This window comes from Pectobacterium sp. S5, from assembly GCF_051707265.1.
Classification (GTDB): Bacteria; Pseudomonadota; Gammaproteobacteria; order Enterobacterales; family Enterobacteriaceae; genus Pectobacterium; species Pectobacterium polare.
Map to the genome: position 1 here is coordinate 2,100,025 of NZ_JAULSZ010000001.1, position 17,876 is coordinate 2,117,900.

At 51.4% G+C, this 17,876-nt stretch carries 19 protein-coding genes; 13 read left to right on the forward strand and 6 right to left on the reverse strand.

Going from position 1 to position 17,876, the window contains the following annotated elements; translation table 11 throughout:
* Positions 1-166: 166 nt before the first annotated feature.
* From acuI to QWJ20_RS09505, 7 genes are all read left to right on the forward strand, one after another.
* Entirely contained in the window at positions 167-1,144 is a 978-nt protein-coding gene (acuI, locus tag QWJ20_RS09475) for an acrylyl-CoA reductase (NADPH) (RefSeq protein WP_433992356.1), read from the forward strand.
* Between the two features lie 170 nt (positions 1,145-1,314).
* Positions 1,315-2,316, forward strand: coding sequence for a protein-methionine-sulfoxide reductase catalytic subunit MsrP (gene msrP, locus QWJ20_RS09480; RefSeq protein WP_433992357.1), 1,002 nt, complete (start codon positions 1,315-1,317; stop codon positions 2,314-2,316).
* 47 nt (positions 2,317-2,363) lie between these two features.
* A complete protein-coding gene (gene msrQ / locus QWJ20_RS09485) occupies positions 2,364-2,963 on the forward strand; it encodes a protein-methionine-sulfoxide reductase heme-binding subunit MsrQ (RefSeq protein ID WP_039482382.1) in 600 nt (199 codons plus the stop codon).
* 254 nt (positions 2,964-3,217) lie between these two features.
* A complete protein-coding gene (aroQ, locus tag QWJ20_RS09490; RefSeq protein ID WP_039482384.1) occupies positions 3,218-3,670 on the forward strand; it encodes a type II 3-dehydroquinate dehydratase in 453 nt (150 codons plus the stop codon).
* Between the two features lie 24 nt (positions 3,671-3,694).
* Positions 3,695-4,162, forward strand: coding sequence for an acetyl-CoA carboxylase biotin carboxyl carrier protein (gene accB / locus QWJ20_RS09495; RefSeq protein ID WP_039482387.1), 468 nt, complete (start codon positions 3,695-3,697; stop codon positions 4,160-4,162).
* A gap of 11 nt (positions 4,163-4,173) precedes the next feature.
* The gene (gene accC, locus QWJ20_RS09500) at positions 4,174-5,517 is read left to right on the forward strand and encodes an acetyl-CoA carboxylase biotin carboxylase subunit (protein WP_095701277.1); all 1,344 of its coding nucleotides are present in this window, start codon (positions 4,174-4,176) and stop codon (positions 5,515-5,517) included.
* Positions 5,518-5,674: 157 nt separating this feature from the next.
* The gene (locus QWJ20_RS09505) at positions 5,675-6,436 is read left to right on the forward strand and encodes an AraC family transcriptional regulator (RefSeq protein ID WP_433992358.1); all 762 of its coding nucleotides are present in this window, start codon (positions 5,675-5,677) and stop codon (positions 6,434-6,436) included.
* Here QWJ20_RS09505 and leuA read toward each other — a convergent pair.
* Both leuA and QWJ20_RS09515 read right to left on the reverse strand, forming a co-directional pair.
* The gene (gene leuA, locus QWJ20_RS09510) at positions 6,426-8,096 is read right to left on the reverse strand and encodes a 2-isopropylmalate synthase (RefSeq protein WP_433992359.1); all 1,671 of its coding nucleotides are present in this window, start codon (positions 8,094-8,096) and stop codon (positions 6,426-6,428) included. The genes QWJ20_RS09505 and leuA overlap by 11 nt on opposite strands.
* A gap of 473 nt (positions 8,097-8,569) precedes the next feature.
* Positions 8,570-8,998, reverse strand: a complete 429-nt coding sequence (locus tag QWJ20_RS09515; protein WP_095701274.1) for a TOBE domain-containing protein — start codon at positions 8,996-8,998, stop codon at positions 8,570-8,572.
* A 528-nt stretch (positions 8,999-9,526) separates the two neighbouring features.
* Here QWJ20_RS09515 and QWJ20_RS09520 point away from each other — a divergent pair.
* The 6 genes from QWJ20_RS09520 to fis all read left to right on the forward strand — a co-directional run bounded on the left by QWJ20_RS09520 (position 9,527) and on the right by fis (position 14,669).
* Positions 9,527-9,769, forward strand: a complete 243-nt coding sequence (locus QWJ20_RS09520) for a YhdT family protein (protein ID WP_039482401.1) — start codon at positions 9,527-9,529, stop codon at positions 9,767-9,769.
* Positions 9,759-11,210 (forward strand): sodium/pantothenate symporter, encoded by a 1,452-nt coding sequence (gene panF / locus QWJ20_RS09525; RefSeq protein WP_233965731.1) that lies wholly within the window; start codon positions 9,759-9,761, stop codon positions 11,208-11,210. Before QWJ20_RS09520 ends, panF begins: the two co-directional genes overlap by 11 nt.
* Before the next feature lie 17 nt (positions 11,211-11,227).
* A complete protein-coding gene (gene prmA, locus QWJ20_RS09530; protein WP_249715719.1) occupies positions 11,228-12,115 on the forward strand; it encodes a 50S ribosomal protein L11 methyltransferase in 888 nt (295 codons plus the stop codon).
* A gap of 175 nt (positions 12,116-12,290) precedes the next feature.
* Positions 12,291-13,025, forward strand: coding sequence for a carbonic anhydrase (locus QWJ20_RS09535; RefSeq protein ID WP_433992360.1), 735 nt, complete (start codon positions 12,291-12,293; stop codon positions 13,023-13,025).
* A gap of 358 nt (positions 13,026-13,383) precedes the next feature.
* Positions 13,384-14,349, forward strand: coding sequence for a tRNA dihydrouridine synthase DusB (gene dusB / locus QWJ20_RS09540; RefSeq protein ID WP_039482411.1), 966 nt, complete (start codon positions 13,384-13,386; stop codon positions 14,347-14,349).
* Between the two features lie 23 nt (positions 14,350-14,372).
* Entirely contained in the window at positions 14,373-14,669 is a 297-nt protein-coding gene (fis, locus tag QWJ20_RS09545; protein ID WP_005975342.1) for a DNA-binding transcriptional regulator Fis, read from the forward strand.
* A 335-nt stretch (positions 14,670-15,004) separates the two neighbouring features.
* On the opposite strand, the gene QWJ20_RS09550 is transcribed toward fis, so the two are convergent.
* The 4 genes from QWJ20_RS09550 to QWJ20_RS09565 all read right to left on the reverse strand — a co-directional run bounded on the left by QWJ20_RS09550 (position 15,005) and on the right by QWJ20_RS09565 (position 17,769).
* A complete protein-coding gene (locus tag QWJ20_RS09550; protein ID WP_233965728.1) occupies positions 15,005-15,409 on the reverse strand; it encodes an Imm63 family immunity protein in 405 nt (134 codons plus the stop codon).
* Between the two features lie 156 nt (positions 15,410-15,565).
* Complete coding sequence (locus QWJ20_RS09555) at positions 15,566-15,949, reverse strand: SecDF P1 head subdomain-containing protein (RefSeq protein ID WP_233965727.1); 384 nt, start codon at positions 15,947-15,949, stop codon at positions 15,566-15,568.
* A gap of 201 nt (positions 15,950-16,150) precedes the next feature.
* Positions 16,151-16,555, reverse strand: coding sequence for an ASCH domain-containing protein (locus QWJ20_RS09560; protein ID WP_433992404.1), 405 nt, complete (start codon positions 16,553-16,555; stop codon positions 16,151-16,153).
* 68 nt (positions 16,556-16,623) lie between these two features.
* Entirely contained in the window at positions 16,624-17,769 is a 1,146-nt protein-coding gene (locus QWJ20_RS09565) for an endonuclease/exonuclease/phosphatase family protein (protein WP_433992361.1), read from the reverse strand.
* Positions 17,770-17,876: the final 107 nt, after the last annotated feature.

The window sequence follows — 17,876 nt, forward strand, 5'->3', positions numbered from 1 at the left end:
ATTCCAAATAATTGTCATTTCTGCGAGTTTGTTGTTTTTTATCAGTTCGCATAGGCCAGCTACATAGTACCTTTTTTAACAAACAGTACCTTTTAACAAATAGTACCTGTAATAACTATAGTCGTTAATGACTTCCCCATTTTCATCCTGCTACAGGAGATAGCCCATGCAGGCTTTAGTTCTTGAACAGTCAGACGGACTGACCCACGCTCAGATTCGCGAGATTGACGCGGAGCAGCTTCCCGCCGGGGATGTGACTGTTGATATCAGTTGGTCCGGTATTAATTATAAAGATGCGCTTGCCATTACTGGCAAAGGCAAAATTATTCGTAACTTCCCGATGGTTCCTGGGATCGACTTCGTAGGTACAGTACGCCACAGCGACAGCGATCGGTTTAGCGTCGGCCAACCCGTCATCCTGACCGGTTGGGGCGTGGGTGAAAACCACTGGGGCGGCTTGGCACAACAGGCACGTGTGAAGAGCGATTGGCTGGTTCCGCTACCCGCGTCGCTGGATGAGCGTAAAGCGATGATTCTTGGCACGGCTGGCTTTACTGCGATGCTGTGCGTGATGGCGCTGGAAGACGGTGGCATCACCCCGGACAGCGGCGACATTATTGTGACAGGTGCCAGCGGTGGCGTCGGCAGCACAGCTGTCGCCCTGCTTGCAGAGCTAGGCTATCAGGTTACCGCCGTCAGCGGCCGTGCTGACAACACCGATTATCTGAAAAAACTGGGTGCCAAACAGGTGTTGGATCGCAGCGAATTCAGCGGAAGCCCTCGTCCGCTGGAGAAACAACGTTGGGCTGGCGCGGTGGATACCGTCGGCGATAACGTGCTGGCGACGCTGCTGGCGCAGATGGATTACAACGCGACGGTCGCCGCATGCGGTCTGGCTGGCGGTATTGCGCTGCCAACGACCGTGATGCCATTTATTTTACGCAATGTTCGCCTGCAAGGCGTGGATTCCGTGATGGCACCGCTGGCTCGCCGTCAGCAAGCGTGGGAGCGTCTAGCTGCCATTCTGCCTGAATCGTTCTATCAGCAGGTCACGCAGGAAATCGGGTTGGAAGATGTCCCTGCTGTCGCCGCCGCGCTGCTGGAAAACAAAGTCACTGGCCGCACGCTGGTGAAAATCAGCTAGCGCACTTCGTTGACGCGCTCAGCCACCTTCGGGTGGCTGTTACACCCTGCAAAAAAGTATTTCACCTCTCCTCTCGCGGTTTCTACCGCACTTCATCTATAACTAAGTGAACGGTAACCACTAAGTACGCCACTTTACGTCAACAATAATAATGACTGGCGGGAGTTCACATGCACAAACATCGCAAGCTCACAGAAGCCGACGTTACCCCGGAATCCCTCTTCTATCAGCGTCGGCGTATCTTAAAAGCGTTGGGTATCTCTGCTGCGGCGCTCTCACTGCCGTTCTCTGCACAGGCTGACCTGTTGGCTTGGTTTAAAGGCGGTGATAAACCCAAAGCGCCGCCGGGTAAACCGCTCACGTTTAGCCAACCCGCCGACTGGAAGCTTGATCTGCCGCTCACGCCGGAAGATAAGGTCACGGGGTATAACAACTTCTATGAATTTGGGTTGGATAAAGCCGATCCAGCAGCGAATGCTGGTGGGTTAAAAACCGAAGGCTGGACCGTCAAAATAGACGGTGATGTCGCCAAACCTCTCACGCTGGATATCGACGATTTGCTCAAACGCTTTCCGCTGGAAGAGCGGATCTACCGTTTCCGCTGCGTCGAAGCGTGGTCGATGGTGATTCCGTGGGTCGGCTTTGAGCTAGCCAAGCTGATTAAATTCGCCGAACCTACCAGCAACGCACGCTACGTGGCGTTTCAGACGCTTTACGATCCGGAACAGATGCCGGGGCAAAAAGATCGTTTCATGGGCAGCGGGCTGGACTATCCCTATGTCGAAGGGTTACGGCTCGATGAAGCAATGAATCCTCTGGCGCTGCTGGCCGTCGGGGTTTACGGCAAGACGTTACCGCCGCAGAACGGTGCCCCCATCCGGTTAGTCACACCGTGGAAATACGGCTTCAAGAACATCAAATCTATCGTGCATATCCGGCTCACCCGCGAGCAGCCTCCCTGCACATGGAATCTGGCAGCCTCGGATGAATATGGTTTCTATGCCAACGTTAACCCGCATGTGGATCACCCGCGCTGGTCGCAGGCGACGGAACGCGTCATCGGTTCAGGCGGGCTGCTTAACGTTGAGCGCCAACCCACGCTGTTGTTCAACGGCTATGCCGATCAGGTCGCCTCGCTGTATCGCGGCCTGAATCTGCGCGACAACTTTTAGCTAACTTCTAGCCATCGCCGCCTGTCAGGATAGGAATCCACATCAGCATGAGACTGACGTTACAACACATTACCCGGTTAAAAGTGCTACTCCATCTGGCTGGTTTTCTGCCACTGCTGTGGCTGATATTGTCAGTTGACCAAGGGTGGTTCAGCGCCGACCCGGCCAAAGATATCCAGCACTTTACCGGCAGAATGGCGCTGAAATTGCTGCTGGCGACGCTGCTGGTTACGCCATTAGCGCGCTACGGCAAACAGCCGCTGCTCATTCGCTGCCGACGCCTTCTCGGGCTGTGGTGCTTTTTCTGGGCGACGTTACATCTGGTGAGCTATGCAATGCTGGAGTTGGGTCTGGATCATCTGGCGCTGCTGGGCAAAGAGCTGATATCCCGACCGTATTTAACGCTGGGGATCGTAAGCTGGCTGATTTTGCTGGCGCTGGCGGTGACGTCGCCACAGATAATGATGCGCAAGTTGGGATCGCAATGGCAAAAACTGCATAATTTCGTCTATTTAGTCGCCATCCTTGCGCCTATCCACTATCTTTGGTCAGTTAAAACGCTCTCCCCGCAGCCTATTTTGTATGCGCTCGCGGCGCTGATACTGCTGCTATTTCGTTATAAGAAATTTCGCCAATGGTGGCGCTAAACGCCGCAGCAACACAGGAAAAGCGGGTGATGGGCGACAGTGAGATTCCCGCCTTCTCACGGCTTGGCGCAGGAATATCTCCGCAGATAAGACCAGTATTTAGCTGCGAATTGCCACGATATGGTTATAATGCACGACTTTAATTTCTCGGGCCGGACAATTTGCGTCACGAAAGGTGACAAACGAATAGCTTCGCGCTATTTTGTGCGACACTGTTTTTGCAATCTTGGTCAATCGCGGGAGATAGCAGCACAATGGCAGAAAAGTTTCACATTTTGCTCTTGAATGGTCCAAACCTGAATCTGCTAGGAACCCGAGAGCCCGACAAATACGGTAGTACGACGTTAGCAGACATTGTCAGCGAACTGGAAACACAGGCGCAGGCATTGAACGTGAAGTTTTCCCATCTGCAATCCAATGCGGAACATGTTCTGATCGATACCCTCCATCAGGCCAGAGGAAACACAGACTTCATTCTGATTAACCCAGCGGCATTTACCCACACCAGCGTTGCGCTGCGTGATGCCCTGCTGGCCGTCGCGATTCCGTTTATCGAAATTCATCTGTCCAACGTGCACGCACGTGAGCCTTTTCGTCATCATTCCTATCTTTCTGATGTTGCGGTAGGCGTGATATGTGGCCTGGGGGCAGATGGTTATCAGTATGCTTTACAGACGGCGGTAAAACGCCTGTCAACTTCCAATTAAACAAAAGAGTACGGAACCACATCCATGGATATTCGTAAAATCAAAAAACTGATCGAACTGGTTGAAGAGTCCGGCATCGCCGAACTGGAAATTTCTGAAGGTGAAGAATCAGTACGTATCAGTCGTGCCCCAGCAGCGGTTAACTACCCGATGATGCAACAGGCTTACGCTACGCCAATGATGCAGCCACAGCCTGCTCTGGCTGCCGCCGTTGCACCAGCGCCAGTGGAAGCAGTTGCAGCACCGGCTGCCATCAGTGGACACATCGTTCGTTCTCCAATGGTTGGAACCTTCTACCGCACCCCAAGCCCGGATGCTAAAGCCTTCGTGGAAGTGGGTCAGCACGTCAATGTCGGCGATACCCTGTGCATCGTCGAAGCGATGAAAATGATGAACCAGATCGAAGCCGACAAATCAGGCGTGGTGAAAGCCATCCTGGTCGAAAACGGTCAGCCGGTTGAATTTGACGAGCCACTGGTTGTCATCGAATAACGAGGCTTATCATGCTAGATAAAATCGTTATCGCTAACCGCGGAGAGATTGCGCTGCGTATTTTGCGTGCCTGTAAAGAACTGGGCATCAAAACCGTCGCCGTTCACTCCAGTGCGGATCGCGATTTGAAACACGTATTGCTGGCGGACGAAACCGTGTGTATCGGCCCGGCTCCGTCAACAAAAAGCTATCTGAATATCCCAGCGATTATTTCCGCTGCGGAAATCACGGGTGCCGTCGCGATTCACCCTGGCTACGGTTTCCTGTCCGAAAATGCGGATTTTGCCGAGCAGGTTGAACGCTCCGGCTTTATTTTCATCGGCCCGAAAGCCGACACGATTCGCCTGATGGGCGATAAAGTGTCTGCCATCACCGCAATGAAAAAAGCGGGTGTTCCAACCGTACCAGGCTCTGATGGCCCTCTGACCGACGACATGGACGCTAACCGTGTTCATGCAAAACGCATCGGCTATCCGGTCATCATCAAAGCCTCTGGCGGCGGCGGCGGTCGTGGTATGCGCGTCGTGCGCAGCGACAAAGAGCTGGAACAATCCATCAACATGACCCGTGCGGAAGCCAAAGCGGCTTTCAACAACGACATGGTTTACATGGAAAAATATCTGGAAAACCCACGTCACGTGGAAATTCAGATTCTGGCTGATGGTCAGGGCCACGCCGTCTATCTGGCCGAGCGTGACTGTTCCATGCAGCGCCGCCACCAGAAAGTGGTGGAAGAAGCGCCAGCACCGGGCATTACGGACGAACTGCGTCGCAATATCGGCGATCGCTGCGCCAAAGCCTGTATCGATATCAACTATCGTGGTGCGGGTACGTTTGAGTTCCTGTACGAAAACGGTGAGTTCTACTTCATTGAAATGAACACCCGTATTCAGGTGGAACATCCGGTAACCGAAATGATTACCGGCGTGGATCTGATCAAAGAGCAGCTGCGCATTGCTGCCGGTCAGCCGCTGTCCATCAAGCAGAAAGACGTCAAGGTTCGCGGCCATGCGGTGGAATGCCGTATCAATGCGGAAGACCCGAACACGTTCCTGCCAAGCCCGGGTAAAATCACGCGTTTCCACGCGCCGGGTGGCTTTGGTGTCCGTTGGGAATCGCATATTTACGCCGGTTATACCGTACCGCCGTATTACGATTCCATGATCGGCAAGCTGATCACCTACGGTGAAACGCGCGAAATCGCGATTTCCCGTATGAAGAACGCGCTGGCTGAACTGATTATCGATGGCATCAAAACCAACATCGAACTTCAGATGAAGATCATGAGCGACGAAAACTTCCAGAGAGGTGGTACGAACATCCACTATCTGGAGAAGAAACTCGGCTTGCAGTAAATACTGCCCAATCGAGTCAAAAGGCCAGCTTATGCTGGCCTTTGTTATTTAGGCCTTCGAGTCGTCATGCCGCTCGCAAACACTGACTAGCACAAGCAGCCCGCGAGTAAACGAGGTAGGATATCTCATCTTTTTAGGATGAGAGGACGGTTGCAGAGTGACAAAACAATCCGATTTTGATTTCTCGTGCAGACCATTAATTCCGTACGCACACAACTATACTCACGGGGATTATGAAAGCTGGCACACTCACCGTTGCGCCCAGTTAATTCATACGCTTAGCGGGGTTATTCGGGTTGAAACCCAACAGGGGTTCTGGGTGGTTCCGCCCTCGCGTGGGGTATGGATACCCGCAGATATTCCACATGCCTTACATATTGTGGGTGAAGTTAAGGCCAGAGTGCTTTTTGTCGAACCGCTAGCCAGGGCTGATCTCCCTGTTATCTGTCAGGTCGTGGGGATAACGCCTTTATTACGAGAACTCATCATCGATGTCCTGACACTTCCCGCGAATTATGAACCTGGAAGTCGGACCGAACGTATTTATGAACTTATCCTTGATGAAATACGTTTGATGAATACGCTTCCTTTTTGTCTTCCTGAGCCGATTTCTGAGCGTCTGAAATTATTGTGTCATGCCGTCCGTCAGGCCCCCTATGAAGCCTGGACGGTTGCCAAGGCTGCCGAGCAAGTCAACGTCAGTGTAAGAACGCTCAGCCGACATTTTTATCAGCAAACTGGCATGCAATTCAGTGAGTGGGTTCGTCGCGCGCGTTTGCTGATTGCGCTAACGCGTCTGGCACAGGGCGAACAAGTCACCCGAGTGGCGCTTGATTTAGGCTACGCCAACCCGGGAGCCTTCAGTGCCATGTTTCGCAGAGTCATGGGCGTGACACCCGGCAATTACTTCAACCCCTAATCAAGCGCCCTGCGGCATTCAACATCGCTTGCAAAGAGGCTCGGGTAACATCGCTGTCAATGCTGACACCCCATGCACATTCACCCGCATGGTTCTGACAGCACACATAAGCCACAGAACGGCTGTCACTACGCTGACCTAACGTGTGTTCCTGATAGCTCACAATATTAAGGTCTGCTTTCACCTCTCGGCAGAGTGCCGTCATTCCCGCAGAGAGAAAACCGTTTCCTGCGCCCTTCAAATTCAATTTTTTCTCACGGAAAATGATTTCAGCTGAAAGCGTTGTGTTCTGCCCAAGCTGATTATCGCAGGTATATTTAGTTAACCGAATCGGCGGTAATTCGACTAAACCGTAAGCCTCACGAAAGAGTATCCAGACAGCCATTTGCGACATTTCTTTCCCCTCAGATTCAGACGCGTTCTGTACCAGCAGACTGAATGCCTTCTGAAGTTGACGAGGCAGGATGAGGCCATGGTTTTGCTCAAGCAGCCAGGCAGCACCGCTTTTGCCTGACTGGCTGTTTACGCGGATAACGGCCTCGTAACTGCAACCGATGTCTTCAGGATCGAGCGGAAGATAGGGAATCTCCCATAATGGCGAGGCCGAATGCTGTCGTGCTGCAAACCCTTTTTTAATCGCATCTTGATGCGACCCGGAAAAAGCCGTAAAGGCGAGTTCCCCGGCATAAGGATGACGTGGCGCGACGGGGAGTTGATTACACTCCTCAACCACTTCCACTACCTTCTTCATGTGGCTGAAATCAAGTTCAGGAGAGATTCCCTGCGTGTAAAGATTAAGCGCCAGAGTCACTAAATCGACATTGCCGGTACGCTCTCCATTGCCAAACAGGCAGCCCTCCACTCTTTCAGCACCAGCCAGTAAAGCAAGTTCAGCGCAGGCAATACCTGTGCCACGGTCATTATGCGGATGCACACTGATACAGACCTTATCCCTACGGGAAAAATGTCGGCAAAAATACTCTATCTGATCGGCATACACATTGGGCGTGTTGACCTCAACAGTCGCTGGAAGGTTGATGATCATGGGACGGCACGCATCAGGTTCCCAGACATCGGCGACGGCCTCGCAAATCTGAAGCGCGAAATCAGGCTCGGTAAAGCAGAACGTTTCTGGCGAATATTGAAAGGTCCAGTCCGTCTCCTGCGCCTCAGCACATAACCGACGGATCTGCTTCGTCGCATTGACCGCAAGCTGAATAATTTCATCGCGTGTCTGACGGAACACCACATCCCTGAAAATCGGCGCAGTCGCGTTATATAAGTGAAGGGTTGCGCGATGTACGCCACTCAGCGATTCAAAGGTACGCGCAATCAAATCTTCTCGTGCCTGTGTTAAAACCTGAATTGTCACATTCTGTGGAATACGCTTTTCTTCAATCAATAAGCGAACAAAATTAAAATCAGTTTGTGAAGCAGACGGAAAAGCGACTTCAATCTCTCTGAATCCGCAGGCAATCAGCAGATCCCAAAATTTCAGTTTACGCATTTCATTCATCGGCTCAGCAAGCGCCTGATTACCGTCCCGTAAATCGGTGGAAAGCCAACGTGGAGGTTGGATTAATGTATTGTCAGGCCATTGCCGATCTTTTAGGTCAATCGGTGGATGCGCTTTGTATTTCGATGAAGGGTTATTCAACATGATCGGGCTCCTTTTAATGGAACCCCAGTGTTATCCAGAGAGCCATGAGCACGCTCATCCGGAGGTGACAACTGATGACGCAAAAGTGACAATCATTAAACCGTTCAGCTCCTTTGCTGCATTTTTCCCTCGAAAAAAAACCGTCACACTCACTCCCTGCTGGCGCTCGTGGTAAAACGTTCTCTCGCCAAATAATGAGTACATCGCAACTGGCCTTCGCTGAGAGACAGAGCGTCTCTCATTTCATCCCGATGAGCTTATTTAAATAAGTCATTCTGATGAGTGACGAATCATCTAGATCACATTTCCAACGATACCTGACGTGGGTCATTTGAACAGCAAAATAAGGGATATTCTACGCGGGGATACATCAGGAGGGAGAAAGCATTTACGATAAAAAATAAGCCGATAAACCCGTATAGATCGGTCGTTTATCGGCTGGGAGCGGTATCATTCGCTAAAGAGATCGGCAATTACTTCCGGGTAGCCAGAATAATACTGGATGCTTTAACCAGAGCGATTAATTCGCTGCCCACCTCAATGTTCATCTCTTCCAGACTTTCATTGGTAACAGTTGAGGTCAGCGTCAACCCACCGGCAGTCACCAGTTGAACTGTCGAGTTGACGGCGCCTTTCGTAACGGAACTCACCTTACCGTGAAACTGATTGCGGGCAGAAAAATTCAAACCACATTCGGCGGATGCCAGAATGACCCAAGGGGCTTTCACCAGCGCAATAGCCGGTTTGCCAACGGCAAGGTCCATAGACTGACAGCTGGCTCGTGTAATCACCGTCGTTAACTTATCCCCACTTTCCAGGGTCAATGCGACTTCATTGTTTACCGCACCCTCAACAATGGAAGACACAACACCCGAAAGCTGATTTCTTGCTGAAACTGACATAACGACTCCTTTGGTTCATCTTTAACATAATAGTAACGACTACATAATTCAGGCAGCAGGAAGTTGCGACACGATAATTACCTGATGCAAAATAGCGCCAATATCGTTGGCGCTATTATTACTTTCCTTTCGTACCGCAACTATTCCACGCTGGAATAGCAGACGATAAATAATAGCCCTATAGTAAACGTTCTCCTGAGAAAATTATGCGATGTGACGTCCATCATTCGCCAATTACCTCAAGATCAATAAGTCAAGATACTCATTTAGTATTATTTTGTGGCGAGATAGATTCTATTTCCGTCCTGCTCTGTTGCTCACCAGACCGAAATAGACCCGTCGTACTCCCTTTTTAACACCTATCGCAAAGCAGGCTTTTTCTGCCAGACAATGAGCGCCCCGCGACTGGCTTTTACGCTGATGGCGTAATTCTTACTAGTCAATTGGCCCACATGCCGTAAAATTCCCGCTTTCGTCATCACGACGTTCATAACAATACCCATTCTCCCATTTACGGTGGAGCAGAACATGGATACACGCTTTCCTCAGGCGCACAAAGAGGCCCGCTGGGCTTTTGGCCTGACGCTGGTTTATTTATTGGCCTGGGTGCTTGCCGCCTATTTGCCTGACAACACACAAGGGATCACCGGCCTTCCACACTGGTTTGAGATGGCCTGCCTGCTGCTGCCGCTCGTGTTTACGCTGCTGTGCTGGCTGATGGTGCGCGTCATTTTCCGCGACATCTCACTGGAGAGTGACGATGCAAATTGAAATTTTATTGCCGCTGATTGGCTATCTGTTGCTGGTCTTCGGGCTGTCGGTCTACGCGTACCGTCGCCGTCAGGCGGGTAACTTTCTTAACGAGTATTTCCTCGGCGGCCGCTCAATGGGCGGGTTTGTTCTGGCGATGACGTTGATCGGCACTTACGTCAGCGCCAGCTCTTTTATCGGCGGGCCGGGTGCGGCGTATAAATACGGGCTGGGCTGGGTGCTGCTTTCGATGATCCAGCTTCCCACCATGCTGCTGTCGCTCGGGATTTTGGGGAAAAAGTTCGCCATTTTGGCGCGACGCTACAACGCCATCACGCTGAACGACATGCTGTACGCCCGCTACAACAGTCCGCTGCTGGTGTGGTTTGCCAGTATCAGCCTGCTGGTCGCGTTTATCGGTGCCATGGCCGTGCAGTTCATCGGCGGCGCACGCCTGCTGGAAACTGCGGCGAACATACCTTACGACATCGGCCTGCTGATTTTCGGCGTCACCATCGCGCTGTACACCACGTTTGGCGGCTTCCGCGCCAGTGTGCTCAATGATGCGATGCAGGGCATTGTGATGCTGATCGGCACCGTCATCCTGCTGGTGGGCGTGATTTATGCCGCCGGCGGCCTGCACAGCGCGGTGGATAAGCTGCAACAGATTGACCCGATGCTGGTGTCGCCGCAGGGCAGCAACGGTATTCTGTCGATGCCGTTTATGGCCTCATTCTGGGTGCTGGTCTGCTTCGGCGTCATCGGCCTGCCAAACACCGCCGTCCGCTGTATCTCTTATCGCGACAGCAAGGCGCTGCACCGTGGGATTATCATCGGCACGATCGTCATCGGCATTCTGATGCTCGGCATGCATCTGGCCGGTGCGCTGGGCCGCGCCGTGATGCCAGATCTGACCATTCCCGATCAGGTGTTACCAGCCCTGATGGTCACCGTATTACCGCCGCTGGCCGCTGGGATCTTTCTCGCTGCGCCAATGGCCGCTATCATGTCCAACATTAATGCTCATCTGCTTCAGGCCTCCGCCACGATCGTCAAAGATCTCTATCTCAGCGTACGCCCGCAGCAGATCCATAACGAACGCCGCATCAAGATCCTGTCCAGCATGACCACCCTACTGTTGGGTCTGCTGGTGCTGCTGGCCTCCTTACGGCCACCGGAGATGATCATCTGGCTGAACCTGCTGGCGTTTGGCGGGCTGGAAGCGGTGTTCCTATGGCCGCTGGTGCTGGGTCTATATTGGGAACGCGCGAATGCCGCGGGGGCGCTTAGCGCCATGTTCACCGGGGCGATTTGCTATACCTTACTGGCTAGCTTCAATCTTCAGCTGGCTGGATATCACCCGATTGTGCCATCGCTGTTACTCAGCCTGATGGCGTTTATTATTGGCAACCGCTTTGGTCATAATCCACCAGCGCCGGTTGCCGCTTCATCTTCACTTTAAATGTAATAGAGACTGCTATGCCGTGGATTCAACTAAAAATAAACACCTCAGGAAAGGTTGCTGAACAGCTGGGTGACGTCATGATGGAAAGCGGTGCGGTATCCGTTACGTTTCAGGATACGCACGATACTCCAGTGTTCGAGCCGCTGCCGGGCGAGACCCGCCTGTGGGGCGATACCGACGCGATTGCGCTGTACGATGCCGAAACCGATATGAACGCGGTTATCGCGATGCTGGAGCAAGAACCACTGCTGGGCGTCGGTTTTAAACACAAGATCGAACAGTTGGAAGATAAAGACTGGGAACGCGAGTGGATGGATAACTTCCACCCGATGCAGTTCGGCAAACGTCTGTGGATTTGCCCAAGCTGGCGTGACATTCCTGACCCAACGGCCGTCAACGTCATGCTCGATCCGGGTCTGGCATTTGGCACCGGCACCCATCCAACGACCGCGCTGTGCCTGCAATGGCTTGACGGGCTGGATCTGGAAGGGAAAACCATCATCGATTTCGGCTGCGGCTCCGGCATTCTGGCGATTGCCGCCCTGAAACTGGGTGCAGCACGCGCTATCGGGATTGATATCGATCCGCAGGCAATTCAGGCCAGCCGCGATAACGCACAGCGCAACGGTGTTTCCGAGCGTCTTGAGCTTTATCTGCCGAAAGACCAGCCTACAGATCTGTCTGCCGATGTCGTCGTTGCCAACATCCTTGCTGGCCCGCTGCGCGAACTGGCACCGCTGATTAGCGATTTGCCAAAAGCAGGCGGTCACCTCGGCCTGTCTGGCGTGCTGGCGACACAGGCCGAAGGCGTCGCAGAAGCGTACGCAGACAAGTTCACCCTCGATCCGGTGGCTGAACGCGAAGAGTGGTGCCGCATTACCGGCCAACGCCGCGCATCGTAATAACGTCATCCCGCTAGTCCCGCCCACCGTATGTGCAACGGTGGGCACCTTTCTTCCTGCTATATCTCACGATTGATCCCCATAAACAGGCGTATTATTCGGCTCGGCAAGCGACTGGACGTCACCTGCGCCCGGCGCTCAACGATGCCATATCATTATTTTCAAGGGATGAAAAATGAAAGGTAAACTCTCTATCGTATTGATGCTATCCGCCTGCTCTTCCGCCTTGGCGGCCGCTCCGGTGCACTGGGGCTACGAAGGCAACGGCGATCCGGCACACTGGGGAAAGCTGTCTCCAGACTTCTCGCTATGTGAAACCGGTAAAAACCAATCTCCCATCAATATCCGCCAGGCGCTGGACGCCCAGCACGACCCTCTACAGTTAGCTTTCCAGTCTGGGACACAGCAAATTATCAACAACGGGCATACCGTTCAGGTTAACGTTGGCTCGGGGAATACGCTGGTATTGGATAACGAAACATTCACCTTGCAGCAGTTTCACTTTCACGCACCGAGTGAAAATGAAATAGACGGTAAACAGTTTCCGCTAGAAGGCCACTTTGTCTATAAAGACGCGGCTGGCGCGCTTACCGTTATCGCGTTGATGTTTCAGGAAGGAGAAGCCAATCTGCCGTTAGCCACGACCTGGCAGCAGATTCCGGCTCAGGTTAATCAAGCAGAGGACGTGCGCACGCCGATCGCGATTCAGAGCCTGTTACCGACATCATTAAACTACTATCGGTTTAGCGGGTCGCTCACCACGCCACCGTGTTCAGAAGGCATTCGCTGGCTCGTGCTGGATCACCCCGTCACTGCCTCTGCCGATCAGATAAACCAGTTCCGCTCGGTCATGCATCACGCCAATAACCGCCCCACACAGCCGCTTAATGGCCGCATCATCATCCATTAAGCCATTCCGCGAGGCTGGTCAGACTGTTCTGTCGGCCAGCCTCAGGTCAATCAGCGCCCTTTTTTGCCATATTAACCAACGCATTTCACTGATAAAGCATTGATAGGCTGCTGTATCTTCACCAAAAATGACCGCGCTTGCAGATAAAATTCTGTAAACAGATGATTATTTCCCAGCACAAAAAATCGACATAAAAATATAACTAACTGTTAAATATGAATAATATTTTTATACGGCTTTATGAAGTGCATTTTCATTGATCGATAGCCGTAAATTGGTCAAAGTTTGGCCTTTCATCTGACGTAAAAAATGCGTAATATACGCGCCCTTGCAGGCACAGTATGGTCAATTTTTGTCTATGCACATTGGACAATTTCAGCTTAGTAATCGCTTGATAGCGGCCCCAATGGCTGGTATTAGCGATCGCCCATTTAGAGCACTCTGTCATGCGATGGGCGCTGGAATGACCGTGTCTGAAATGCTTTCTTCCAATCCGGAAGTGTGGCGTTCAGACAAGTCGCGTTTGCGAATGGTCCATAGCGATGAACCGGGTATCAGGGCCGTGCAGATTGCCGGTTGTGACCCCGATGAGATGGCGGCGGCAGCGAGAATTAATGCTGATTTCGGCGCACAGATCATCGACATCAATATGGGCTGCCCGGCGAAGAAGGTGAATCGCAAGATGGCAGGATCTGCATTGTTGCAGTATCCGGATTTGGTCAAACAAATCCTCTCTACGGTAGTGAAAGCGGTAGACGTACCGGTAACACTGAAGATCCGAACCGGTTGGGCACCAGAGCACCGCAACTGTGTAGAAATTGCCAAATTGGCTGAAGACTGTGGCATTCAGGCGTTAACCATTCACGGACGCACCCGTGCGTGCCTGTTCAATGGTTTCGCCGAATACGACAGCATTCGGGCAGTTAAGCAGGCCGTTTCCATTCCTATTATTGCGAATGGCGACATTACAGACCCGCATAAAGCCAGAGCGGTTCTTGACTACACCGGGGCTGACGCCCTGATGATAGGACGAGCCGCTCAGGGAAGACCCTGGATCTTTCGGGAAATCCAGCATTATCTGGACACAGGGGAGTTGCTGGCACCAATGCCGTTGGCAGAGGTTAAGCGCTTGTTGATCGAGCATATACGGGAATTGCACGACTTTTATGGTCCAGGCAAGGGATTTCGTATCGCTCGTAAGCACGTATCCTGGTATCTCCAGGAACATGCCCCAAACGACCAGTTTAGGCGCACATTCAACGCCATTGAGGATGCCAGCGAGCAGCTGGAGGCGTTGAAGGCATATTTTGAAAATCTTGCGTAAACAGAAAAAGAGCTGACAGAACTATGTTCGAACAACGCGTGAATTCTGACGTACTGACCGTTTCCACTGTAAACTCTCAGGCTCAGGTAACCCAAAAACCCCTGCGCGACTCGGTTAAACAGGCACTGAAGAACTATTTTGCTCAATTGAACGGTCAGGATGTAAGTGACCTGTATGAGCTGGTATTGGCTGAAGTTGAACAGCCACTGTTGGACATGGTGATGCAATACACCCGCGGTAACCAAACCCGCGCTGCCCTGATGATGGGCATCAACCGCGGTACTCTGCGTAAGAAATTGAAAAAATACGGCATGAACTGATACTAATCAGTTAAGCATTTAAAAAAAGGCGCTTTACCTTTCCGGTTAAGCGCCTTTTTCTTTGCCCTCTATTTAGGCTTCAGCCTTAGCGTGGGCGTTCTAAGCGGTGACGTCTGCGAGATGAGACGAAAACAAACAGCCCAAAGAAGAATCCAAAGACTGGTTGGTGTTACAGGCAGCGTAAGTGCTGACTTAAACTTACTCTAACGGTCAGTTCAGCCCTCAGAAGCAGACATTACTGTAACTTTATGGCGTGTTGCTTCGCGAGGGATCAGGACAGATGGCAAGAAATAATTAATAAGCATGAATAATCAAAATGCATATGGAAATAAATTTTAACCGTTATAACTCTTGAGGAGCGCCGCAAATTCCTTGTGCTTTCTTGTAGCCCATTCGGGCTTGATGGAAAACATTAAATGATACTGTCTTCGGAGATATACATCCCTGAACGTTCTGTCTGGAGAACTATTCAAAGCCGCATAGCTTGAAGCCATACCGCAGACACCGCAGTCAGTGAACCAATAAAGGATGTCTTCGTCACTAAGAGTCACATGACGCTCCCTTTCTATACCTCTTTCACTGAGGATAAAATGGTATTCCTCCCCATGAATCTCCAGATACGGAGTAGCAAGACCATCAGGTTTGTCAGGGATAAAGAAGTAATAATTTGGCCTTACCCCACCGCAAAGCTGTTGGCCAATTTTAAGGAGTTCCGCCCTCAGTTCTTCGATTGTTTTCATCGGAATATGCTTTTCTTGTATTTCAACCACTCACCCCAGACGTATTCTGCGCCAATATCAGGATAGCCACGATCAACTTGAGGACCTACCTATAAGTCACATCAGTCGCAGAAAGATTAAACTTATCCTTTCTGACCCATTGTTGCGGCATTCAAATCACTCAAGAGATACGTTGTAGTCATCGATAACTCGCATTAAAACCGGTCTTGGTGTGTCTTTTGTACTAATTCTGAAGTTACTTTTCAGTCGCTGCACGATCATTGCTGTGGAAAGTTCGTTACCCAAATATGAGATAGTTAATTCTCTCCCCATGTTCTCATGAGTAATTTCCCCCAATCTATCCCCACATCTATCCGTAAGGTGAATACCCAAGCTATCTGAGCCCGTTTCATCACGTTTCACATACTGAATGGACTTTATACACGGCGAATCAAAAATATGATTTTGGGTTCCAACCGAAAATTCAAATGTCCCTTTTTCTGCATACGACGTAAATGGTATTAACGCAGACAAACACAATAAGCCGATCTTACTAAACATTTTATCCTCCATTATGGGAGGAAAGTGTATCACGAGCTACAAACTCCAACTGAGTCACTACAGTTTTGATAGACATCTAAAAGCCATTATTGTGACTATGAGCTGAAATGGTTAACGTCGGCTCATGCTAGTACCCGACTGTGAAATTTAGCCACACATTCCCATAAAACACAGTCGGGTTTATCAGCAGCTAATCCAGAATCAAAACACCTCGATCAGCTCAAATTCTTCAAACACCAGCAGCATATCTGGGGCGAAAGAGCCTCCTCGTTCGAAAAACGCCTGATGCGCTTGCTGCCAGAAAGCCAGGCTTTTGTCGCCTTCACCCTCTTTCGCCGCCATCTCGGCGGTAACATCGCAGTAGCGCACCAGCGTTAACGAGCGCGTCCGAATCACGCAGGAAGGCTGTCCGGCACCGTCCAGAACAATGTTGTAATCACCGACCTGCGGCGTTTCCTCATTTTTGAACGCGTGATACGAGCTACAGGTTGCCGTTTTATGCCCTTCCTGCACCAGTTGCAGAAGCTCATCCGCCAGCTCGGGGCTGTCGCCAAATGACCAGCGCAGCGCATCTGGGTACTTCTCTAATCCTTGTTTATGGCTCATCATCGCCCTCGGTTTATACGGCTATCACTGCTCTTTTTTCTCACGTAATCATAGCCTTAAAGCGACCATCAGGTAATATCCACTTCCACCCAGAGCGCGGCATGGTCAGACGCGGCGGTGTCCCATGATGTCACTTCGGGCAACGGCGTAACGGGTTCCGCGCCCTCTTTGGCAGCAATCTTGTCGATATTATAAATCCCCCGACGCTCGATTCCCCACTCCACCACCGCCTGATGCAGCGGTGCGGACAGGAAAATATAGTCCAGCTGATTTAACCGCGCGCCCTTCTTTCCCCCAGAGAAATAGTAGGTATAACGCTCTTTCTCCGGGCGTTCAGGGTCGATAACGGGGTGTAAGTCCGACAGAGAAAACAGCGGAGCCAAACTGTGCCAAGGGTTGGACGAATCTTCGTTCAAATCGCCGAGGATGACCACGTAGTCCTTCTTGAGATCGTAAGTCTGTTGGACTATCTCCGCGACGCGTTCGGCCTGATCTCGGCGCTTCTCCGCCCCACGCTGCCGCTCTTCTTCTGTTTGACCGCTCTGACTTTTGAAATGGTTACACAGAATATAAATCGGCTGTTTGAGGCCGGCATCCAGCGTGACCTCAAGGCAATCACGGCTAAAGACCGGATCGAAGCGCTTTCCGGCATCAAAAATATGCGTGCGGAGCTGGGCAATCCGATAACGCGTCAGGCAGGCAACATCAATGCCGCGTGGGTCATTCGGGCTGTCGATCATCACGAACTGGTTAAATTTATGTTCCCCCAGCACCTGATTGTTGAAATCACGCAGGACATCCATGTTTTCGACTTCAACGGCACACAGAATATCGGCGTTAAGCAGGGTGATAATCTTGCCCGTATTCTTACGTTGCTGACTGCTGAACTCCTGTGCCTTAAAGACAATTTCACCGATCCAATCCCCACGACCACGGCAGCTTTTATTGATCCTGAATCCGGTGCCAGCGTCCTCTTTTTTCCATCGCCCCAGCGTGCCCGCGTCAGTACGGATATCAATATAAGGGCGCAGTGCGATAGACAAGCGGAACACCTGATCTTTCAGGGCATCATCGTATTGTGGCTGTTCGAGAAGGTGTTGCAGCTGCCTGACCTGTTGCAGTAAGGCATCGATCTGCTGGGAATCGGGGAGGTTGAGAATCGCGGTACGGTGGAACAGGTTCTCAACGTTATAGCTGGCGATGCGGATTTTCATTGTTGTCTCCTTAACGGATAACGACAGAAGCAATAGTCCTCTTTAAGAGTAGGCTTCTATTGTGACAACCACGCTAGGGTGTTTATCTTTAAACCGTTACATCACAG